Annotated in this window: 19 protein-coding genes (1 of these 19 running past the window's edge); 14 read left to right on the forward strand and 5 right to left on the reverse strand. The window is 69.6% G+C overall.

Annotation, left to right across the window (positions count from 1 at the left end; genetic code table 11):
• From JJ685_RS18205 to JJ685_RS18235, 7 genes are all read left to right on the forward strand, one after another.
• Positions 1–250 carry the final stretch of a gluconokinase gene (locus JJ685_RS18205; protein ID WP_236599097.1) on the forward strand. It extends 254 nt beyond the left edge of the window, so the window shows 250 of its 504 coding nt (coding positions 255–504); its start codon lies off the left edge, out of view; the stop codon is at positions 248–250.
• Positions 247–747, forward strand: coding sequence for a TRAP transporter small permease (locus JJ685_RS18210; RefSeq protein WP_201675735.1), 501 nt, complete (start codon positions 247–249; stop codon positions 745–747). Before JJ685_RS18205 ends, JJ685_RS18210 begins: the two co-directional genes overlap by 4 nt.
• A gap of 5 nt (positions 748–752) precedes the next feature.
• Positions 753–2045 carry a TRAP transporter large permease gene (locus JJ685_RS18215; protein ID WP_201675736.1) on the forward strand — a complete coding sequence of 431 codons (1293 nt, stop codon included), beginning with the start codon at positions 753–755 and terminating at the stop codon, positions 2043–2045.
• Positions 2046–2075: 30 nt separating this feature from the next.
• The gene (locus JJ685_RS18220; RefSeq protein WP_201675737.1) at positions 2076–3095 is read left to right on the forward strand and encodes a TRAP transporter substrate-binding protein; all 1020 of its coding nucleotides are present in this window, start codon (positions 2076–2078) and stop codon (positions 3093–3095) included.
• 73 nt (positions 3096–3168) lie between these two features.
• A complete protein-coding gene (locus tag JJ685_RS18225) occupies positions 3169–4161 on the forward strand; it encodes an acrylyl-CoA reductase family protein (protein WP_201675738.1) in 993 nt (330 codons plus the stop codon).
• A 61-nt stretch (positions 4162–4222) separates the two neighbouring features.
• Entirely contained in the window at positions 4223–4882 is a 660-nt protein-coding gene (locus tag JJ685_RS18230; protein ID WP_201675739.1) for a hypothetical protein, read from the forward strand.
• A gap of 85 nt (positions 4883–4967) precedes the next feature.
• Entirely contained in the window at positions 4968–5411 is a 444-nt protein-coding gene (locus tag JJ685_RS18235; RefSeq protein WP_201675740.1) for a group I truncated hemoglobin, read from the forward strand.
• A 33-nt stretch (positions 5412–5444) separates the two neighbouring features.
• On the opposite strand, the gene ligD is transcribed toward JJ685_RS18235, so the two are convergent.
• Together ligD and JJ685_RS18245 are read right to left on the reverse strand one after the other, a co-directional pair.
• The gene (gene ligD, locus JJ685_RS18240; RefSeq protein WP_201675741.1) at positions 5445–8000 is read right to left on the reverse strand and encodes a DNA ligase D; all 2556 of its coding nucleotides are present in this window, start codon (positions 7998–8000) and stop codon (positions 5445–5447) included.
• A 51-nt stretch (positions 8001–8051) separates the two neighbouring features.
• Positions 8052–9131 carry a PA2169 family four-helix-bundle protein gene (locus JJ685_RS18245; protein WP_201675742.1) on the reverse strand — a complete coding sequence of 360 codons (1080 nt, stop codon included), beginning with the start codon at positions 9129–9131 and terminating at the stop codon, positions 8052–8054.
• A 218-nt stretch (positions 9132–9349) separates the two neighbouring features.
• On the opposite strand from JJ685_RS18245, the gene JJ685_RS18250 reads away from it, so the two are divergent.
• Together JJ685_RS18250 and JJ685_RS18255 are read left to right on the forward strand one after the other, a co-directional pair.
• Positions 9350–9841, forward strand: coding sequence for a hypothetical protein (locus tag JJ685_RS18250; protein ID WP_201675743.1), 492 nt, complete (start codon positions 9350–9352; stop codon positions 9839–9841).
• Complete coding sequence (locus JJ685_RS18255; RefSeq protein ID WP_201675744.1) at positions 9838–10665, forward strand: hypothetical protein; 828 nt, start codon at positions 9838–9840, stop codon at positions 10663–10665. Before JJ685_RS18250 ends, JJ685_RS18255 begins: the two co-directional genes overlap by 4 nt.
• 76 nt (positions 10666–10741) lie before the next feature.
• Here the strand turns inward: JJ685_RS18255 and metK are convergent, their stop codons facing one another.
• Positions 10742–11923 carry a methionine adenosyltransferase gene (metK, locus tag JJ685_RS18260; RefSeq protein WP_201675745.1) on the reverse strand — a complete coding sequence of 394 codons (1182 nt, stop codon included), beginning with the start codon at positions 11921–11923 and terminating at the stop codon, positions 10742–10744.
• A gap of 138 nt (positions 11924–12061) precedes the next feature.
• On the opposite strand from metK, the gene JJ685_RS18265 reads away from it, so the two are divergent.
• A complete protein-coding gene (locus tag JJ685_RS18265) occupies positions 12062–12886 on the forward strand; it encodes a lysophospholipid acyltransferase family protein (RefSeq protein ID WP_201675746.1) in 825 nt (274 codons plus the stop codon).
• The gene (locus tag JJ685_RS18270; protein WP_201675747.1) at positions 12883–13749 is read left to right on the forward strand and encodes an LpxL/LpxP family acyltransferase; all 867 of its coding nucleotides are present in this window, start codon (positions 12883–12885) and stop codon (positions 13747–13749) included. Before JJ685_RS18265 ends, JJ685_RS18270 begins: the two co-directional genes overlap by 4 nt.
• On the opposite strand, the gene JJ685_RS18275 is transcribed toward JJ685_RS18270, so the two are convergent.
• Both JJ685_RS18275 and yihA read right to left on the reverse strand, forming a co-directional pair.
• The gene (locus JJ685_RS18275) at positions 13743–14633 is read right to left on the reverse strand and encodes an alpha/beta fold hydrolase (protein ID WP_201675748.1); all 891 of its coding nucleotides are present in this window, start codon (positions 14631–14633) and stop codon (positions 13743–13745) included. The genes JJ685_RS18270 and JJ685_RS18275 overlap by 7 nt on opposite strands.
• Positions 14630–15307, reverse strand: coding sequence for a ribosome biogenesis GTP-binding protein YihA/YsxC (gene yihA, locus JJ685_RS18280; RefSeq protein WP_201675749.1), 678 nt, complete (start codon positions 15305–15307; stop codon positions 14630–14632). The genes JJ685_RS18275 and yihA overlap by 4 nt, the downstream gene beginning before the upstream one ends.
• A gap of 71 nt (positions 15308–15378) precedes the next feature.
• Here yihA and JJ685_RS18285 point away from each other — a divergent pair, with 71 nt between their 5' ends.
• From JJ685_RS18285 to ccsB, 3 genes are all read left to right on the forward strand, one after another.
• Positions 15379–16086 carry a c-type cytochrome gene (locus JJ685_RS18285; RefSeq protein WP_201675840.1) on the forward strand — a complete coding sequence of 236 codons (708 nt, stop codon included), beginning with the start codon at positions 15379–15381 and terminating at the stop codon, positions 16084–16086.
• 91 nt (positions 16087–16177) lie between these two features.
• Positions 16178–18304, forward strand: coding sequence for a cytochrome c biogenesis protein ResB (locus JJ685_RS18290; RefSeq protein ID WP_201675750.1), 2127 nt, complete (start codon positions 16178–16180; stop codon positions 18302–18304).
• The gene (gene ccsB, locus JJ685_RS18295; protein ID WP_201675751.1) at positions 18301–19620 is read left to right on the forward strand and encodes a c-type cytochrome biogenesis protein CcsB; all 1320 of its coding nucleotides are present in this window, start codon (positions 18301–18303) and stop codon (positions 19618–19620) included. Before JJ685_RS18290 ends, ccsB begins: the two co-directional genes overlap by 4 nt.
• Positions 19621–19642: the final 22 nt, after the last annotated feature.

The following is a 19642-nucleotide window of genomic DNA, read 5'->3' on the forward strand; positions in this document are numbered from 1 at the left end:
CCGCGAGCGCCTGCGTGCCGCGGCCCCGGGGCTGCGCTTCGTCTTTCTCGAAATCTCGCGCGCGGATGCGCAGCGGCGCGTGGCGGGCCGCGGCTCGCACTTCTTCTCGGCGAGCCTGGTGGACAGCCAGTTCGCCACGCTCGAATCGCCGGTCGGCGAGCCGGGCGTGCTGCCCGTCGACGCCCTCGAGGCCCTGGACCCCCTGCAGCGCCGCGTCGGCGCCTGGCTGCACCCGGAGAAAAACCAATGAACGAACCCCTGGCCGCCAGCCGCTTCCAGCGGATCACCCACTGGCTCATGGCCGCCTGCCTCGGCGTGATGGCGGTGGCCGTGTTCGTCAACGTGGTGCTGCGCTACGGCTTCGGCAGCGGCATCGCCGCCAGCGAAGAGCTCTCCCGCCTGCTGTTCGTGTGGATGGTGTTCATCGGCGCCACGGCCGCCTATCCCGCCGGCGAGCACATGGCATTCACCTCGCTCGTCGGGATGCTGAAGGACCGGCCGGTGCCGATGGCGGTGATGACGGTCCTGATCCGCCTGCTGGTGCTCCTGGGTTGCGTGCTGGTGGCCTGGGGCGCCTGGCAGCAGGTGATCGTCGGCATGGACAGCACCTCGGTCGTGCTCGGCTACCCCACGGCGCTGCTGCCGCTGCCGGCCTTCCTGGCCTCGGCGGCGATCGGCGTGATGGCCCTGGTCGAACTGGTCCGGCGCGAACCGCTGGACCTGGGCCACGAAGCGGAAGTGGAGTGAACGCGATGTCGCCCGAAGCCCTTGCCTTCATCGTCTTTTCCGCCGGCATGCTGGTGCTCATGGGCATCGGCATGAACATGGCCCTGGCCCTCGTTCTCACCGGCGCCGGCATGGCCTGGGTGCTGGGGTTCTGGGACACGCAGCTGCTGGCGCAGAACCTGGTGGCCGGCGTCGACAGCTTCCCCCTGCTGGCGGTGCCCTTCTTCATCCTGGCCGGCGAGCTGATGAACTCCGGCGGCATCAGCAGGCGCATCATCGACATGGCGCAGGCCTGGGTCGGCCACATCCGCGGCGGCCTGGGCTTCGTCGCGATCGGCGCGGCGGTGCTCATGGCCTCCATGAGCGGCTCGGCGCTGGCGGACACCGCGGCGCTCGCGACCATCCTGCTGCCGATGATGAAGAGGCAGGGCTACCCGCTCGCCACGTCGGCGGGCCTGCTCGCCTCCGGCGGCATCATCGCCCCGATCATCCCGCCGTCGATGCCCTTCGTGATCTATGGCGTCACGACCAACACCTCGATCTCCGCGCTGTTCCTCTCCGGCATCGTCCCGGGCCTGATCATGGGCGTGGGCCTGCTGGTCGCCTGGAAGCTGCTGCTGCGCAAGATGGACCTGCCTGCCGGCGAGCCGCTGCCGATGCGCGCGCGCCTGCACGCCACCGCCAAGGCCTTCTGGGCCATGCTGATGCCGATCATCATCATCGGCGGCATGAAGACCGGCGTGTTCACGCCGACCGAAGCCGCGGTGGTGGCCGCCTTCTACGCCCTGGTCGTCTCCCTGTTCGTGCACCGCGAGATGAAGCTCCAGGAGATCGGCCCGGTCCTCGTGCGCGCCGCCAAGACCACGGCGATCGTGATGTTCCTCTGCGCCGGCGCGCAGGTGGCGAGCTACATGATCACGCTGGCCGACCTGCCCGCGGTGCTGACCGGCTGGCTGGGCCCGCTGGTGGAAAGCCCGCGCCTGCTGATGGCCGTGATGATGGTGGTGCTGGTGCTGATCGGCACCGCGCTGGACCTCACGCCCACCATCCTGATCTTCGGGCCGGTGATGCTGCCCATCGCGGTGAAGGCCGGCATCGACCCGGTGTACTTCGGCCTCATGTTCGTGCTGAACGGCGCGATCGGCCTGATCACGCCGCCGGTGGGCACCGTGCTGAACGTGGTCGCCGGCGTGGGCCGCCTGTCGCTGCACCAGGTGATCAAGGGGGTGAACCCCTTCCTCATGGTCTACATCGTCATCCTGGCCCTGTTCGTCTTGTTCCCGCAGATCGTCATCGCGCCGGTCGCGTGGATGCGCTGAGTTTTCGTTCGTTCCGTGAAAGTGATGCAAATGAACTTCCTTCGTCGTACCGTCCTCGCGGCCGCCGCCGTCAGTGCGCTGCTGGCCTCCACCGCCGGCCTCGCCGCCGACATCAAGCCGCGCCTGATCCGCTTCGGCTACGGGCTCAACGAGCAGAGCAACCAGGGCCGCGCCGTCAAGTACTTCGCCGAGCAGGTCGAGAAGAACTCGCAGGGCAAGATGAAGGTGCGCGCCATCGGCGCCGCGGCCCTGGGCTCCGACGTCCAGATGCAGCAGGCCCTGATCGGCGGCGCCCAGGAGATGATGGTGGGCTCCACCGCCACGCTGGTGGGTATCACCAAGGAAATGGCCCTGTGGGATACGCCCTTCCTGTTCAACAACACCAAGGAAGCCGACGCCGTCCTGGACGGCCCGGTCGGCACCAAGGTGATGCACAAGCTGGAGGAGAAGGGCCTGGTGGGCCTGACCTACTGGGAGAACGGCTTCCGCAACCTCACCAACAGCAAGCGTCCGGTCACCAAGATGGAAGACCTGGACGGCATCAAGCTGCGCGTGATGCAGAACCCGGTGTACCTGGACTCCTTCAAGCTGCTGGGCGCCAATGCGATCCCGCTGCCCTTCTCGGAGCTGTTCAGCGCGCTGGAGACCAAGACGGTCGACGGCCAGGAGAACCCGTACAACACCATCGTGTCCTCCAAGTTCTACGAGGTGCAGAAGTACCTGACCATCAGCAACCACGTGTACAGCCCGTGGATCGTGATGGTGTCCAAGAAGTGGTGGGACGGCCTGTCCAAGGACGAACAGAAGGTGCTGATGGACGCCGCCAAGGCCAGCCGTGACTTCGAGCGCAAGGACACGCGCGACGAAGGCGCCAAGGCGCTGGCCGACCTGAAGGCCAAGGGCATGCAGGTCAACGAGCTGTCGCCCGCCGAGGCGAACCGCATGCGCGACAAGCTGACCAACGTGAACGCCTCGATCTCCACCAACGTGGGCCCGGATCTCTGGAAGGAGACCCAGGACGCGCTGGGCAAGATGCGCGCCGGCAAGTAAGCCGCTTCGCCGCCGCGAAAGCCGCCCTCCGGGGCGGTTTTTCATTGGCGCGGCGCGCTGGTAAGCTGGGCCCATGGACACATTCGAGGCTTACCTGATCGAGGGCTCGCCGGAAGCGGTGCGCTCGGGCTTCACGCAGCTGGCGCAGGCGCAGCTGGACCCCGGCGAGGTGCTGGTCCGCCTGCAGTACGCGAGTGTGAACTACAAGGACGCCCTGGCGGCCACCGGCAAGGGCCGGATCATCCGGCGCTTTCCCTGCGTCGGCGGCATCGACGCCGCCGGCGTGGTGGAGTCCTCGGACAGCCCGCGCTTCCGCAAGGGCGACGCGGTCGTCGTGCACAGCCACGGCTTCGGCGTGTCGCATCACGGCGGCTACGCCGGCTGGGCGCGCGTGCCGGCCGACTGGGTCAACCACGTGCCGCCGGGCCTCACCCCGCTGGATGCCGCGACCATCGGCGTGGCGGGCTACACCGCAGCTCTGGCGGTGGACCTGATGCTGCTGAACGGGATCGTGCCTTCCCGCGGCCCGGTGCTGGTGAACGGCGCCACCGGCGGCGTGGCGAGCGTGGCCATCGACCTGCTGGCGCAGCTGGGTTTCGAGGTGGTGGCCGTCACCGGCAAGCCGGAGCAGGCGGACTACCTGCAGGCGCTGGGCGCGGCCAGCGTGATCGCGGCCTCCGGACTCCAGACCGGTTCGCGCCCGCTGGAGAGCGCGCAGTGGCAGGCCGCGGTGGACTCCCTCGGCGGCGAGCCGCTGGCCGGCATCATCCGCACCACCCAGAAGGACGGCGTGATCGCCAGCATCGGCAACGCGGCCGGCATCGCGTTCTCCAGCACGGTGATGCCCTTCATCCTGCGCGGCGTGCGGCTGATCGGCGTGAATTCGGACAACGACGTGCCCACCCGCGAGCACCTCTGGAAGCGGCTCGCGACCGACCTGCGCCCGCGCCACCTCGAACGCATCCGCCAGGTGCAGCCCTTCGCCGCCCTCCCGCGCGTGATCGACGACGTGGTGGCCGGCCGCATCCGGGGCCGCAACGTGATCGCCGTCGGCGCCGCGGACTGACCGGGCCCGTCCTCCCCTCGGCGCGTTGACAGCCCCCCCGGGGCTGGCATACCCTGAACCCATGCCGGCAGTTCCTTCCCACGCAGCCGAAGCGGCGCGCTATGCGCTGCTGCGGCGGCTCGCGCCCTCGTTCCGTCATCACCTGGTGGTCAACCTGCAGCCGATCGGGATGATCTACGAGGTGATGGACCGCCGCCTGCGCGCGTCCGCCCCCGATCTCGCCCACGTGCAGGACAGCGCCAACAAGATCAACGGCTTCGCCAAGGCGGCGCTCAATTCCTGCGTCGACGTGATCGGCTGGCTGGCGCCCGACGACACGGCGACGGTCTCCGTGCACGATGCCGTGCGCGAGTGCGCGGCCCTGCTGGCCACCAGCCTGAGCTTCCGCGGCTACGCCCTGCGCAACGAGGTGCCGGAGCTGCAGGGCGTGGTGCGGCGCGCGGGCATGCGCACCCTGCTGACCGGCGCCCTCCTGCACTGCACCGACCACCTGCCCGCCCCCTCCGACCTCGTGCTCACGGCCGCATCCGAGGGCGACGCGGTGCGCCTCGCCGTGGACGTGCGCGGCAACCAGGGCGAGAACAGCTTCCGCGGCGAGGCCAACTACCGGCCGCTGGAATGGGAGGACCTGGAGGCGCTGGCCGCGGCCGACGGCGTGCAGCTGGCGCGCCAGGAGGAGCGCATCGAGCTGCGACTGCCCTGGGTGGCGGCGACTGGGTGACCGCGGTCACCGACAACAAGCCTCCAGCTGCGAAGAATGCGGGCCGACCGGGCGATCCGTCCCGGCGCTACCCCCAGGAGCCCCCATGTCTTCGCATTCCCGCATCGCCGCCGCCGTGCTGGCCACCAGCGCCGGCGCCTTCCTCTGCACTGGCGCAGCCGCGCAGTCCGCGTCTCCGTCCCTGTACGAACGCCTTGGCGGCAGGGACGCCCTCGGCGCGGTGGTCGGCGAGCTGTGGACCGTGGTTGCCGCGGACGCCCGGATCAACCGCCATTTCGCCCACACGCGCCCGGATGCCTTCGCGGGCCAGCTGGTGGATTTCCTCTGCCAGGCGAGCGGCGGCCCGTGCCGCTACAAGGGCCAGGACATGCACTCCGCGCACACCGGCATGCAACTCACCGACGGCGACTTCAACGCTCTCGCGGAGGACACGGCGCTGGTGCTGGATCGCTTCAAGGTGCCGGCCCGCGAGAAGGGCGAGGTGATGAACATGCTCGGGGGCCTCAGGCCCGCGGTGCTGGGGCACTGAGCACGGGGCTGCGGCGGCAGGCGTCCGGCGCGTTCAGCGCTCGAAGCCCAGCTTCTTCATCGCCGCCGCCAGGCTGGTGCGGCTGCCTTCGTAATCCGCCCAGGGCGCGTTGCCCTGGTCCAGCCGGTTGTGCGCGGTGCCCACCGTCCAGTGCGCACCGCTCTTGAGCGCCGGCAGTTCGTCCCAGCGCACCGGAACCGAGATGCCCAGCCCCGGCCGCGAGCGCGCCGACCAGGCGCACACGGTGGTGGCGCCGTAGCCGTTGCGCAGGTAGTCGATGAAGATGCGGCCGACGCGGTTCTTCGCGCCGCTCTTGGCGACGAAGCGCTCCGGCAGCGTGCGCGCCAGGTGCTGGACGACCGCCTGCGAGAAGTCCTTCACCGTGTCCCAGTCGAACTGCTTCTTCAGCGGCACCACCAGGTGCAGGCCCTTGCCGCCGCTGGTCTTGAGGAAGGAGGGCAGCTGAAGCTCGTCCAGCAGCGTGCGCACCAGCTGCGCCGCTTCCTGGATCTGCGGCCAGGCCACGCCTTCGCCGGGGTCGATGTCGAAGGTCATGCGGTCCGGCTTGGCGATCGCGGTGCGCACGCCGTTCCAGGTGTGGATCTCGATCACGTTCATCTGCGCGGCGGCCAGGATCCCTTCCGGCTGCGCGATGTACACCATGGGCGGATGGCCCGGGAAGATGGCGGGATCGAGCGACTCCACCCCGGCCATGCGGTAGCGATCGAGGTGCTTCTGGAAGAACAGCTGCCCCTCGATGCCGTCGGGCGCGCGCACCATGGCGATGGGGCGGTCCTTCAGGTGCGGCATCATCAGCGGCGTCACCAGCGCGTAGTAGCGCACCAGGTCGATCTTCCGGAGGCCGCTGGCGGGATCGATCACGCGGTCCGGGTTGCTGATGCGCAGGGTGGCGGGCAGGGTGGTGCTGGCCGCGGCCTCCCGCGCTTCGGCCGAGGCCTTCTTCACGGCCTTGCGCGGCTTGTGCGCGGGATGGTCCGGCGGCGGCTCGTGCAGCACCGGCTCTTGCCCGATCTGCCTGGCCGGCTTGTCGCCGCGCAGACCGTGGAACACGGAGTGCCGGATCTTGCCGTCGCGCGTCCATTCGCCAAAGGAGACCTCGCAGACCAGCTCCGGCTTCACCCAGTGCGCGCCGCGCGGGGTCCCGCTGCCGGCGTCGAAGGGGCTGCTCGCGCGCGCGATCGCATCGAACCGGCCGCGCAGGTCGGCCAGCGTCTTCTCGTTGAAGCCGGTGCCTACGTTGCCGGCGTAGCGCAGCTTTCCGTCGTCCTCGTGGACGCCGAGCAGCAGGGAGCCCACGCCGGTGCGCGAGCCCTTGGGGTCGGTGAAGCCGCCGATCACGAACTCCTGCCGCAGCTTGCACTTGAGCTTGATCCAGTCGCTGGACCGCCGGCCCACGTAGGCCGAATCGCGGCGCTTGGCGATCACGCCCTCCAGGCCGAGCCGGCAGGCCGAGTCCAGCATGTCCTCGGGGCTGGCCTCGAATTCGGCGCTGAAGCGCACGTTGGGATGCGGCTTGCGCTCCACGATCCGCTGCAGCACGGCGCGCCGCTCCAGCAGCGGCACCTCGCGCAGGTCGTGGCCGGCGCAGTACGGCAGGTCGAACAGGTAGTAGACGATCTGCCCCGTGCGCGCGCTGTCGAAGGCGCTCTGCAGCGCCTGGAAGTCCGCCGGGACGTCCTCGCCCGGCATGATGATCTCGCCGTCGTACCAGCCGTCGGGCAGCTCCATGCTGCGCAGCGCCTCCACCAGGCCGGGCATGCGCGAGGTCCAGTCGTTGCCGTTGCGCGTGAAGAGCGCGATCGCCCCGCCTTCGGCGCGCGCGAGCATGCGGTAGCCGTCGAACTTGATCTCGAAGATCCAGTCTTGCGGCGCCGCCGGGGCCTCGTCGACCAGCACCGCGAGTTCCGGCTGCAGCTCCTTCGGCAGTTTCGCGGGGCGCGCGCCTTCGGGCGGGCCGGAAGCGGACGGCGCGGCGGGCCGCGCGCCCGGCGCGGCCGCGGCCTGCGGCTGGTCCGCCAGGGCCTTCACGCTGTCCGGCATCTCGTCGACGACGCTGAACTCGGTGGCGGGCCGGGCGAAGGTGTCGCGCTCCTTGATCAGGAGCCAGGGATCCTCGCGGCCGTTGCCGCGGCCTTTCATGCGCACCAGCGTCCAGTGGCCGTGCAGCTTGTGCCCGCGCAACTCGAACTTCAGCTTGCCGTCGCGCCAGCCCTTGTGCGGGTCCTCCAGCGGATGCCAGGTGCCCTTGTCCCAGATGATGACCTTGCCGGCCCCGTAGTTGCCGGCGGGGATGGTGCCTTCGAAACGGTTGTACGCGATGGGATGGTCCTCGGTGGGCATCGCCATGCGCTTGTCGTTCGGGTCGAAGCTGGGGCCCTTGGGGACGGCCCAGCTCTTCATCGTGCCGTCCAGTTCGAGCCGGAAGTCGTAGTGCAGCCGCGTGGCCCAGTGCTTCTGGACGACGAAGCTGCGTGCGCCCTCGTCCGCCTCGCCGCCCTCGGCGGGCTCGGGCGTGGCGTCGAAGTTGCGTTTCTCGCGATAGGTCTTGAGCGCGTTTCGGTCCGGCATCGGAACGGGAAAGAGGGGGCCGCGGCCCCCTCATCATCTTCGCTTTTGTCCTTACGAGGCGCGGAACTGGTCCCGCAACATCCTGATCTGGTCATGGTTGCGCTGCACCCCCTGGTACTGGCGCTCGATGACCGAGCGGACGTTGGCGGGCAGGTTCTTCTGCAGCGCCTTCATGTAGCGCGCCTTGGCGTTGTCCTCTCCGCGCTCGCACTCTTCCAGCACCGCCTTGTCGTCGTAGGTGCTCAGCTTGGACTTGATCGAGACCCAGCCGCGGTGCATGGCGCCGAGCGCGCTGCCGTCGTCCTTGCTGTCGTGGCCGCATTCCCGCAGCAGCTGGTTCAGCTCCTGGGCGCCGCGGCGGCAGTCTTCCGCCCGCTGCATGAACACGGACTTGAGGTCCGGGCGGGTGGCCTGCTCGGCGCACTCGCGGAAGCCATGCTCGCCGTCCTTCGAGCACTCGACCAGGTCCTTCAGCACGTCGATCACGTCGCCGCGGTCGCCGTCGCTGTTGCCCGCGGTCTGCATGGCGCCCACGGCGCCGGCCGCGCCGGTCCCGCTGGGCGCGCCGCGCAGGCCCGTGTTGCCCATGTCGGGACTGCCCATGCCCGCGCGGCCCATGCCCGTGGTGCCCGAGCCGCCGGTCTGGTGGTAGTTGCGCGCCTGGTCGTCCGCGCGGCGCCAGGCGGCACTGGCCGCGGGGCTGGCGCGTTCCCAGTCCAGGGAAGAGTTGCCGCGGGTGCTGTCCCACTCGGACGCGAGCCGCGGCTCGACCGAGGTCCAGGGGTCGTCATAGCGCGTGCGGCCGGAGAGGCCCAGGCGATACGCGGGGCCGTAGTCGTCCCAGCTGTGGCCCTTCTCATGGTAGGGCTCCTTGTCGTAGTTCTCGCGCCAGAAGGCTTCCTCGGCGGTCGGGTTCACCGCCTCGCCCGCAGCGTGGCCGGCGAGACCGCCGACGACCGCGCCCACGACGCCGCCCACGGCGGCACCGATGGGACCCGCGATCGAGCCCGCCGCGGCGCCGGCGACGGCACCGCCCGTGGCGCCGATGCCCGTGCCGATCGGGTGCGCGCCGGGTTCGTCGGTGATCGGGTCGCGGTTCAGGTCACGGTCTTCGCGTTCTTCAGCAGCCATCGTTTGCTCCTTTGAATGGGTGGATGAAAAGGTCTTTCGGTCATCTTGGGGCGCAGGCCGAGCCACGCCGTCGGTCGCGAGCCCCCAACCCTTGTAGGAGCCGTCGGGCGAGCGCCCGCACGGCCGCGCCATGGCTGAGCGCACGCACAGCCGGACACAACAACGTCCTACACGGCGCCCGTCCGCGCGGCCTCACGCTGTGCCTTCGGGTGACGCCCATGAAATACTCACTGCGCAAGACGCCATCGCACCTTCACCTCACGTACAAGTACGGCGAGGCCAACGGGGGACTCCTCGGCCGCAACCTCGTGCTGGAGGTGGAGGCCAACGTCCTCACGCTGGAGATCGACCTGTCCGCCAACCTGCTGGCCCGCAACAAGCAGTCGGCCTGGTACCTGGACGCCGTCGGTCTCTCCTCCAACTACCACAAGCTCAAGTCGCTGCAGTGCCCGGACAACCTGGTGCGGGCGCGGCTGATCCGCGTGTGGGACGGCATGCAGGACCCCAAGCTGCGCATGCGGCTGGTGCTGAGTCCGAGGGGCCGCTACCTCTACGAGGTCGCTCCCCATTCGCTGTTCATGGGCGGCATCCAGCTCGACGTCCAGGCCTTCCTGGAAGAAGAGTCGGAGACCGGAACCCCCGAAACGAGCTCCCCGCAACCCGACGCCGCGCCGCTGGGCGAGGCCGATCCGCACAGGAAACACGCATGACGACCGATCGAATCGCCCGCTGGATCGCCGGCGCGGGAACTGCCTGCCTGCTCGCCCTGTCCGCCGTCGCGGCGCATGCGGATGCCGGCAGCCTGAAGGACAAGTACACGGAGCTGCAGGGCAACCTGCGCAGCAACTCCTATGGCCGCCAGATGCACATCGACTCCTCGGAGGGCGGCAACGCCCTGCAGGGCGACGTCTACGCGGTGCTGGACCACCCCTACGAGAAGGTCAAGGAGGCGCTGCAGGACCCGAACGCCTGGTGCGACATCATGCTGCTGCCCTTCAACACCAAGGCCTGCCAGGCGGGAGGCGGGCGGCTCGCCGTGCGCATCGGTCGCAAGTACGACCAGCCGGTGGATCAGGCCTATCGCCTCGACCTCGGATTCCAGCGCGCCGCCTCCGGCAGCGACTACCTCGAGACGCGCCTGGGCGCGGCGCAGGGGCCGTTCGGCACGCGGGACTACCGCATCGTCGCCGAGGCGATCCCGCTGGACGCGGGCCACAGCTTCCTGCACCTGAGCTATTCGTACGGCTACGGCGGCACCGGCAAGTTCGCGATGCAGGCCTATCTTTCCACGGCGGGCGCCAACAAGGCGGGCTTCACGGCGGGCGGCATGCGCGGCGCGATCGAGCGCAACGCCATGCGCTACTACCTCGCGATCGACGCGTACCTCGACACCATGGACCTGCCCGCGGGCCAGCGGGTGGAGCAGCGGATCGACCGGTGGTTCAGTGCGACCGAACGCTATCCGCGCCAGTTGCACGAGATGGACCGCAGCACGTACGTGACGATGAAGCGGCAGGAGTACGGCCGGGGCTAGTCCCGGGCCAGAAAAAAAAGGGGCGCGATCGCGCCCCTTTTTTGATTCCCCCGCGCAGGCGGGGGATACGTGAAACTCAACGAATGCCCGCCGCTGCCCGCAGCGCCTGCGCCTTGTCCGTGCGCTCCCACGTGAACTCCGGCTCCTCGCGGCCGAAGTGGCCGTAGGCCGCGGTCTTCGAGTAGATCGGGCGCAGGAGGTCGAGCATCTGGATGATGCCTTTCGGGCGCAGGTCGAAGTGCTCGTGCACCAGCTCGGCGATCTTGTGGTCGGGGATCACGCCCGTGCCTTCGGTGTACACGGTCACGTTCATCGGCCGGGCCACGCCGATCGCGTACGCGACCTGGATCTGGCACTGGCGCGCCAGGCCGGCGGCCACGACGTTCTTCGCCACGTAGCGCGCCGCATAGGCGGCCGAGCGGTCCACCTTCGACGGGTCCTTGCCCGAGAAGGCGCCGCCGCCGTGCGGGCAGGCGCCGCCGTAGGTGTCGACGATGATCTTGCGGCCGGTCAGGCCGCAGTCGCCCTGCGGGCCGCCGATGACGAAGCGTCCGGTCGGGTTGATCAGGTACCGGGTCTCCTTCAGCCACTCCTTGGGCAGCACCGGCTTGATGATCTCCTCGACCACCGCCTCGACGAAGGCCGGCTTCATGTGCTTGCCGTCGCTCATCTCCGGGCTGTGCTGGCTGGACAGCACGACCGTGTCGATGCTGTGCGGCTTGCCGTCGACGTAGCGCATGGTGACCTGCGACTTGGCGTCCGGACGCAGGAAGGGCAGGCGGCCGTCCTTGCGCAGCTGGGCCTGGCGCTCCACCAGGCGATGGGCGTAGTAGATCGGCGCGGGCATGAGCACCGGCGTCTCGTCGCAGGCGTAGCCGAACATCAGGCCCTGGTCGCCGGCGCCGGTGTTCAGGTAGTCGTCGGAGGCGTGGTCCACGCCCTGGGCGATGTCGTTGGACTGCTTGTCGTAGCAGACCATCACCGCGCAGCCCTTGTAGTCGATGCCGTATTCGGTGTTGTCGTAGCCGATGCGCTTGATCGTGTCGCGCGCGACCTGGATGTAGTCGACGTGCGCGTTGGTGGTGATCTCGCCGGCCAGGACTACCAGGCCCGTGTTGGCCAGGGTTTCGGCGGCCACGCGGCTGCGCGGGTCCTGCGTGAAGATCGCGTCCAGGATCGCGTCCGAGACCTGGTCGGCCAGCTTGTCGGGGTGTCCTTCGGACACGGATTCGGAAGTGAAGAGGAAGTCGTTCGCCATTTGAATAAACTCCAGCGGTTGCCAGTGCGGGAAGGCGCGTTGCCTTCTGCCGGAGCTCGGGCGAACGCTTTAGCAGAATTCTTTAGAGTCGCCCTGCAAGTAGTTCAATAACTCGGCGACAGCGCGATTTTAACCGTTGTGAAACGTCTCTTCCAAATTCTCTCCGCCTGGCCCCTGTCCGTGTTGCATTTCCTGGGGGCTGCCATGGGCTGGGTCGCCTTCCTGGGCTCGCCCACGTACCGGCGCCGTTTCGTGGCCAATGCCGCGCAGGGCGGCTTCGGCTTCGCCCAGGTGCGGCGCGCCGTCGCCGAGGCCGGCAAGCTGGTGGCCGAGACGCCCCGGCTGTGGTTCGGGGCCATGCCCCCTGTGCACTGGGAGCAGGCCGCGATGATCGAGGCCCTGCGCGCCGAAGGCCGCGGCATCGTCTTCCTCACCCCCCACCTCGGTTGCTTCGAGGTCACCGCCCGGTCCTACGCCGCGCAGTTCGGGCCCGTGACGGTGCTCTACCGGCCGGCGCGCAAGCCCTGGCTGCGGGAGCTGGTCGCCACCTCGCGCTCCCGGCCCAACATGACGGCCGTGCCCACCACCCTGTCCGGCGTGCGCCAGATGCTGCGGGCGCTGAAGGCCGGCGAGGCCGTGGGCCTGCTGCCGGACCAGGTGCCGCCGCAGGGGCTCGGCGTCTGGGCGCCGTTCTTCGGCCGCGAGGCCTACACCATGACCCTGCCGGCCCGCCTGGTCCAGCAGACCGGCGCCGTGCTGCTGCTGGTCTGGGGCGAACGCCTGCCGGGCGGGCGCGGCTACCACGTGCACGTGCGGCGCTTCGACGGGGAACTCGCGCGCGAGCCCGTCGAGGCCGCCGCGCAGGTCAACGCGGAGATGGAGCGCATGGTGCGCGCCGGGCCCACCCAGTACCTGTGGGGCTACGCGCGCTACAAGCAGCCGCGCGAGGAGGTCGTCGCATGATGAGCCGCCTCGGGATCGCGCTGATGCGCGCCATCGCGCACCTGCCCCTGTCGTGGGTGCGGGCCCTCGGCCATGCACTCGGGGTCCTGCTGTACGCCCTGGTGGGGTCGCGCCGCAAGGTGGTGGACGTCAACCTTCGCCTGTGCTTCCCCCAGTGGACGGAGGCGCAGCGGCGGCAGGCCACGCGCGACGTGTTCGTCCACGTGGCGCAGTCCTTCCTCGATCGCGCCTGGCTGTGGCACGCGCCTCCGGACGTCGTGCGCAGCCGGGTGCGGCTCACGGGCGCAGTGGGGGAACTGGAGGGCAAGGAGGGGACGATCCTGTTCTGCCCGCACTTCGTCGGGCTCGACGCCGGCGTGTCGGCCATGTCGCAGCAGGTGCCGCGCACCTTCGTGGGCATCTACACGCAGCAGAGCAATCCCGTGGTGGATGCCTGGGTGCTCAAGGGCCGGAACCGCTTCGGCGACGCCCGTCCCATGAGCCGCTCGGAAGGCGTGCGCGACCTGATCGCGGCGCTGCGCGCGGGCAACGTCATGTACCTGCTGCCCGACATGAATTTCGGCCCGGAGGAATCGATCTTCGTGCCCTTCTACGGGGTGCCGGCGGCCACGGTGCCTTCGCTGTCGCGCTTTTCCCGCCTCGGCAAGGCCAAGGTGGTGCCGCTGATCACCCGGCTCACGCCGGAGGGCTACGAGGTGAGGGTCTGCGAGGCCTGGCGGGGCTACCCGACGAAGGACCTCGAAGCGGACACGGCGCTGATGAACCTCCGGCTGCAGGAGTACATCGACGGGATGCCGTCCCAGTACTACTGGGTGCACAAGCGCTTCAAGACGCGGCCGCCGGGGGAGCGGGCGGTCTACTGAAGAAAGGCGGCGAGGCGCTGCGCCACGAGCTGCGGCTGCTCGTGGACGATCCAGTGCGAGGCGTCCGGCACCTTCTGCACCGTGAGCCGCGGGACGTAGTCCTCGAGCCCGTCCACCAGCTCGGGCAGCAAGGCCGTGTCCTGCATGCCCCACAGCACCAGCGTGGGAACGTCCACCGTGAGCATTCCGCGCGGCAGGCTGATGGCGGATGCCCCCGGGTCGTCGGCGCGCGCGGGGCGCAGCGGCGAGGCGCGATAGTAGTTCAGGCCGCCCGTCAGGCTGCGGTCCCATACCTCGCGGTAGCGGGCCTGGAGGGCCTCCGTGAGCCAGCCGGCGGGCCCCCAGTGCGTGAAGAAGCCGAACAGGCGGCGGTAGCCGTCCTCGCGCAGCAGCGCCTCGGCATCGGGCCGCACGAGGAAGTTCATGTACGCGCTGGCCTCTTTCTGCGCATCGCTGCATTGCAGGGCGCGCAGGAAGGTGCCGGGATGGGGAGAGTTGACGATCGCGAGCCGCTGCAGCAGTTGCGGCTGCTGGTTCGCGAGGTTCCAGGCGATGCCGCCGCCCCAGTCGTGCGCGACGAGGCACGCCAGCGGCGCGCCTTCGAGTTGCGCCAGCGCGGCGATGTCCTGCACGAGGAACTTCGCCCGGTAGGCCGCGACTTCGGCGGGCTGCGAGGAGGCCTCGTAGCCCCGCAGGTTGGGCGCGATGCAGCGGTAGCCGCCGTGGGCCTCCTGCGCGAAGTGCTCCAGCAGTTCGTCCCACACGAAGGCCGCTTCGGGGAAGCCGTGCAGGAACATCAGGACCGGGCGGCCGCGCTCTCCCGCGGCGCGGCAACTGAGGGTGATGCCGTGGGGGAGCGCCTGCTGCCAGGTCTGGATCGTCATGCGGTCTCCGGATGGGCCCAGTGCCAGAGGAGCAGCGAGGCCTCCTCCACGCCCTGCTTCTTCAGGGCGGAGAACAGTTTCACCTCGCCGCCGGCCGTCTGCAGGCGCGCGATCGACAGCGCCTTGTTCGCTTCCGAGCGATTGAGCTTGTCCGCCTTGGTGAGGAGCACCAGGAACTTCAATCCCGCCTCGACCCGCGGCCGGATCACTTCCAGCAGGATTTCGTCGAGTTCGGTCATGCCGTGGCGCGGGTCGACCATCATGACCACGCCGACCAAGTTGGGCCTCGTGACCAGGTAGTTGGCCATGACCTGCTGCCAGCGCAGCTTGTCCAGCTTGGGCACGGCCGCATAGCCGTAGCCGGGCAGGTCCGCCAGCACGGCGTCGGTGACGCCCTGCTTGCCCAGGGAGAATAGGTTGATCGCCTGGGTGCGGCCCGGCGTCTTGGAGGCGAACGCGAGGCGCTTCTGCTGCGTCAACGTGTTGATGCAGGTGGACTTGCCCGCGTTGGAGCGGCCCACGAAGGCGATTTCGGGCACCTCCAGCTCCGGCAGGTGTTCGAGCCGGGGCGCGGTGGTGAGGAAGCGGGCGGTGTGCAGCCAGGAGACGGCCTGCGCCGCGGAAGGCCCCGTCGTGGAGGTGGAAGGGGCGCTGGGGCCCGGCGGGGAGTTCATAGGGGCGGAAGAGGGGACGAGGCGGCATTGTAGAATCTCGGGGTTTTGCGCCAACGAACCCAAGAAACGTGATCAAGTCGCCTGCTTCCCTGCTGCTGGCCGCCGCGCTGGCTCTTTTCGCCCTCCCGTCGGGGGCCCAGCAGCCGGCCGCCAGCGCTGCGGCGCCCGCTGCCTCGGCCCCTGCTGCCGCCGCGGAACCCGCTCCCGCGCACGCCGCCGTGGCTGCCGCCCCGAACGGCAAGGTCGATCCGGCCGCCGGCGAGGCCAAGTTCGGCACCGTCTGCGTCGCCTGCCACGGCCAGGGGGGCAATTCCGGCACCGCCGCCAACCCGAAGCTGTCCGCCCAGCACCCGGCGTACATCGTCAAGCAGCTGCAGGAGTTCAAGAGCGGCAAGCGGCCCAACCCGATCATGCAGGGCTTCGCCTCCCAGCTGACGGACGGCGACATGAAGAACATCGCGGCCTACGTCGGCGCCCAGAAGGCCAGCCCGGGCTTCGCCAAGGACAAGGAACTGGTCTCCCTGGGCGAGAAGATCTACCGCGGCGGCGTCCAGAGCCGCCAGCTGCCCGCCTGCGCCGGCTGCCACAGCCCCAACGGCGCCGGCATCCCCGCGCAGTACCCGCGCCTGTCCGGCCAGCATTCCGACTACACGGCCGGCCAGCTGGTCGCCTTCCGCGATGGCGTGCGCAAGAACAGCGCGCAGATGGCGCAGATCGCTGCCAAGCTCAACGACCGCGAGATCCGCGCCGTGGCGGATTACATCGCCGGCCTGCGCTGAAGCCAGCCAGCGGTTGAACTAAGCGCCGCCAAGTCCAACCAAGAAGGGCGGGCACCTCGCGAGAGGGCCCGCCCTTGTCGTTTCCCTCCCGATGAACGTAACCACCGCCGACCCGCCGCTGCCGCCCGCCCCCGCCACCTCGCGGCCCCGTGCGCTGCTGGAACTGCTGTCGTCGATGCGCTTCGCCATCGCGCTGCTGACGGTCATCTGCATCGCCTCGGTGATCGGCACCGTGCTGAAGCAGCAGGAGCCGGTGGGCAACTACATCAACCAGTTCGGGCCGTTCTGGGCCGAGCTGTTCCTGGCGATCCGCCTCAACGCCGTCTACGGAGCCTGGTGGTTCCTGCTGATCCTGGCGTTCCTGGTGGCGAGCACCTCCCTGTGCATCGCGCGGAACACGCCCAAGATCCTGGCCGACCTCAAGGCCACCAAGGAAAACATCCGCGAGAGCGCGCTGCTGGCCTTCCACCACCGGGCCGAGGGCACGCTCGCCGGCCCGCCGGAGGCGCAGGCGCGGCGCATCGGCCAGGCGCTGGCGAAGAGCGGCTGGAAGGTGCGGCTGCAGCAGCGCGGCGCGTCCGGCTGGATGGTCGCGGCCCGGGCCGGCGGCGTGAACAAGATCGGCTACCTGGCCGCGCACGGCGCGATCGTGCTGGTGTGCCTCGGCGGCCTGCTCGATGGCGACCTGATCGTGCGGGCGCAGATGCTATGGGACGGCAAGCAGCCGTACAAGGGCGGCGGCACGATCGCCGACGTGCCGGCGCAGCACCGCCTGCCGTCCACCAATCCCACCTTCCGCGGCAACCTCATGGTGGCCGAGGGGATGCAGTCCTCCACCGCGGTCCTGAACCAGTCGGACGGCATCCTGCTGCAGGAATTGCCGTTCGCGATCGAGCTGAAGAAGTTCGTGGTGGAGCACTACGCGACCGGCATGCCCAAGCTGTTCGCCAGCGACATCGTGATCCACGACCGGATCAGCGGCGAGCAGATCCCGGCGCGGGTGGAAGTGAACCACCCGGTGCGCCATCGCGGCATCGAGATCTACCAGGCCAGCTTCGACGACGGCGGCTCCGCGGTGACCTTGCAGGGCCTGCCCATGGACGGCGGCCGCCACCGCTTCGAGGTCCAGGGCACCATCGGCGCCTCGACCGAGCTGGCGAAGAACCGGCAGCCCGGCGCGGAGAAGATGACGCTGGAATTTACCGGCCTTCGGGTGATGAATGTGGAGAACCTCGCCGATGCCGGCGGCTCCGCGAGCGGGGCGGACGTGCGCGGCGTCGACCTGCGCCAGTCGCTCGACGCCCGCCTGGGCGCGGCCAACAAGACCAGCGCGAAGAAGCTGCTGCGCAACGTCGGCCCCACCGTGACCTACAAGCTGCGCGACGCGGCCGGCCAGGCGCGCGAGTTCCAGAACTACATGCTGCCGATGGACCTGGGCGACGGCGTGCCGCAGTTCATGCTGGGCGTGCGCGACAACCCCGACGAGGCCTTCCGCTACCTGCGGGTGCCGGCCGACGAGAACGGCACGCTCGAGGGCTACCTGCGCCTGCGCGCGGCCCTGGCCGATCCCGCCCTGCGCGATGCCGCGGCGCGCGCCTATGCGAAGGCGGCGACCGACCCGGCGAAGCCGGAGATGGCGCAGCAGATGATCGCCTCGACGGCCCGCGTGCTGGGGCTTTTCGCCGGCGCCGCGCCGGACGGGGCCCAGGGCACCGGAGGCCTGCAGGCGGTGTCGGAGTTCATCGAGGCGAAGGTGCCGGAGGCCGAGCGGACCCGGGCCGGCGAGGTGCTGGTGCGCATCCTCAATGGCACCCTGCTGGAGCTGGCGCAACTGAGCCGCGAGAAGGCGGGCCTGCAGCCCCTGCCGCGCAACGAGCGCACCCAGGCCTTCATGACGCAGGCGGTGCTGGCGCTGAACGACGGCTTCGCCTACCCGGCGCCCGTCGCGTTCCAGTTGAAGGACTTCCGGCAGGTGCAGGCCAGCGTGTTCCAGGTGACGCGTTCGCCCGGCCGCTCCGTCGTGTACCTCGGTTGCGCCCTGCTGATCCTGGGGGTCTTCGCCATGCTGTATGTTCGCGAGCGCCGGCTGTGGGTCTGGCTGAGTCCGGACGGCGCCGGCTCGCGGGCGCGGATGGCGCTGTCCAGCAACCGCAAGCTGCTGGACGTGGACCGCGAATTCCAACGCCTGAAGGACAAGCTGCTGGGAGCCACGGCATGAACACCGCCACCACCACCCTCACCCTCGACGAGGGCTTCTTCGCCCGCCGCAACCCGGTCGACTGGCTCTTCGCCCTGCTCGTGGCCGCCGGCGGCGGCTACGCCTTCGCCCGCTACGCGCAGCACATGGACGTCTACGAGAAGGCCATCCTGCTCGCGTCCCTCCCCGCCGCGATCTGGCTCGGATGGTTCTGGCGGCCGCTGCGCGCGCTGATGCTGGCGGTCGCGGGGCTGTCGCTGCTGGGCGTGGCCTCCTACCAGGGCGACATCGCGCGGGCCGACAGCGTGTTCTGGCTGAAGTACTTCCTTTCCAGCCAGTCGGCCATCCTCTGGATGAGCGTGCTGTTCGTCATGAGCACGGTGTTCTACTGGATCGGCATGTTCGCGCGCGGCCAGTCCGCCACCATGGAGACGATCGCCTCGCGCCTCGCCTGGGTGGGCATCGCGCTGGCGCTGGTCGGCACGATGGTGCGGTGGTACGAGAGCTACCTGCTCGGCCCGGACATCGGCCACATCCCGGTCAGCAACCTTTACGAGGTGTTCGTCCTGTTCTGCTGGATGACCACGGCGTTCTACCTCTACTTCGAGCAGCAGTACGAGACCCGCGCGGTCGGCGCCTTCGTGATGCTGGTGGTGAGCGCCGCCGTCGGCTTCCTGTTCTGGTACTCGATGGCCCGCGAGGCGCACGAGATCCAGCCGCTGGTGCCCGCGCTCAAGAGCTGGTGGATGAAGCTGCACGTGCCGGCCAACTTCATCGGCTACGGGACCTTCTCGCTGGCTGCGATGGTGGCCTTCGCTTACCTCGTGAAGCTGCAGGGGGCCGAGACGCGCTGGCGGCGGCTCGCCCCGCTGTGGGTGCTGGGCGTGTTCCTCTCGGTGCTGCCGATGGCCTTCCGCAAGTCGGTCGAGACCAGCAGCAGCTACTGGACGGTCTATTTCGCGGTCGCCGCGCTGATCGTGGGAGGCATCCTGCTGGCGCGGCGGCGCATCGCGGCGCGGCTGCCCGCGCTCCACGTGCTGGACGACGTCATGTACAAGTCCATCGCCGTCGGCTTTGCCTTCTTCACCATCGCCACCGTGCTCGGTGCGCTGTGGGCGGCCGAAGCCTGGGGCGGCTACTGGAGCTGGGACCCGAAGGAGACCTGGGCGCTCATCGTCTGGCTGAACTACGCGGCCTGGCTGCACATGCGGCTGATGAAAGGCCTGCGCGGCACGGTGTCGGCCTGGTGGGCGCTGGTCGGCCTGGCGGTCACGACCTTCGCCTTCCTGGGCGTCAACATGTTCCTGTCGGGGCTCCACAGCTACGGCGAGCTCTGACGTCCCTGCCGTCGGCAGGAAA

Origin of the sequence: Ramlibacter monticola, assembly GCF_016722785.1 — a bacterium.
Lineage (GTDB): Bacteria > Pseudomonadota > Gammaproteobacteria > Burkholderiales > Burkholderiaceae_C > Ramlibacter > Ramlibacter monticola.